Genomic DNA, 1628 nt, shown 5'->3' with positions numbered 1-1628 from the left:
GCACCGTCCGTCAAGGCGGCTGCCGTTGCCGTCTCGGAGATCACAAGACGCGGCGCGGCATCGTCCAGCATCATCGCAATGCGGGCTGCCGGATAGTCCGGATCCAGGGGCAGATAGGCGGCGCCCGTTTTCAGCACCGCCAGCAGCGCCACGATCATGTTCGGTTTTCTCGGCAAGGCAATCGCGACCCGGTCCTCAGCACCAATGCCGCGCCGGATCAGAAGATGCGCCAGCCGGTTTGCCCGCGCCTCAAGCTCGGCATAGGTCAGCTGCTCCGTGCTGCCGATAACCGCTTCCCGCGTTCCAAACCGGTAAGCCTTTGCAGAGACAAGCTCTGTCAGATCCCCTTCCGGCAAGGCGTGCCGTGTTGCGTTCCACCGGTCCTGCACAGCCTTTCTTTCGGAAGCCGGCAGCATCTCGAGAGATCCCAGCGGCGCTTCCGGACGGGAGACCATCTGCGCCAGTACATTGCACAGCTGCCCCAGGAGACTGCGGCCAAGGTCTGCACCGATCCGTTCTTCCCGGCAATCCAGCCGCAGCAGCAGCCGTTTGCCCGGAACAACCATCAGGCTCAAAGGATAGTGGGTCTGGTCATGCACCTCGACACCGCTGATACGCAGGCCATCCGGCGAAGCCTCATGGGTCTCGTCGCTGAAGGGATAGTTCTCGAACACCACCAGCGTGTCGAACAGGTCTCCAAGTCCCGCTTCTGCCTGAATCTCCGGCAGCCCCAGATGCTGGTGAGGCAGAAGTGCGGCCTGACAGGACTGCAGCTCCTTCAGGAAGCTGCTGACGGATGTTGCCGGAACAGGCTTTGCCCTTACCGGCACGGTGTTGATGAAGAGACCCGCCATGGTTTCGACGCCGGTGATCTCGGCAGGTCGGCCGGAGACCGTCGTGCCGAAGACCAGATCATCCCGCCCACAGATGCGGCCAAGCACGACCGACCAGGCGCCCTGGAGCACCGTGTTCAAGGTGATGTCCAGCGTGCGGGCCAGGCCTTCCAATGACCGGGTTGCGTCCGCGCTCAGGAGATCGTCAAAGCGCAGCACCGCACTGCCATCAGCAGACGAGGAGCCGGTGGAAGTGTTTGCAGACTGGCCATAGACTGAGGCCGCCAGCCGGGTCGGTTCCTCCAGACCGGACAGAGCTTCTTGCCAGGCCGCTTTCGCAGCTGTCTTGTCCTGCTGCTGCAGCCAGCCGAGATACCGGTCAAACGGCGTTACTGGCGGCAGAACCCCTGCCCCGCCGGCTTCGTAAATCTCCTTCAGCTCCCGCATCAGCACCGGCAACGACCAGCCGTCGAGAAGAATGTGGTGATTGATCAACACCAGCCAGGCACCGCCGTCCGGACGTTTTACGAGGCAGACACGCAGCAATGGACCTTGAGCAAGGTCGAAACGGATCTCCCTGTCTTCCAAGAGAAACCGCTCCAGCTCCGCTTCCGGATCTGCGTCCTCGGACAAGTCCACCTGCTCAAACGGCAGCTCGACTTTCGACAGGATCACCTGAACGGGATCGTTCAGGCCTTCGTGGCAGAAGACAGCCCGCAGGGGTGCGTGCCGGGCAACGAGAACCTGAAGGCTCGCCTCAAGACGCTGTGCATCCACCGGGCCATCGAGGCTGAC

Annotated in this window: 1 protein-coding gene; it reads right to left on the bottom strand. The window is 62.6% G+C overall.

Annotation, left to right across the window (positions count from 1 at the left end):
• Positions 1–1628: condensation domain-containing protein (locus Q666_RS0133970; RefSeq protein ID WP_031269392.1), on the bottom strand; the 1628-nt coding region annotated here is incomplete at both ends.

It is taken from the genome of Labrenzia sp. C1B70, assembly GCF_000475395.1.
Lineage (GTDB): Bacteria > Pseudomonadota > Alphaproteobacteria > Rhizobiales > Stappiaceae > Roseibium > Roseibium algicola.
The sequence above is the reverse complement of the archived record's forward strand: the minus strand, read 5'-3'. Positions and strand labels throughout refer to the sequence as shown.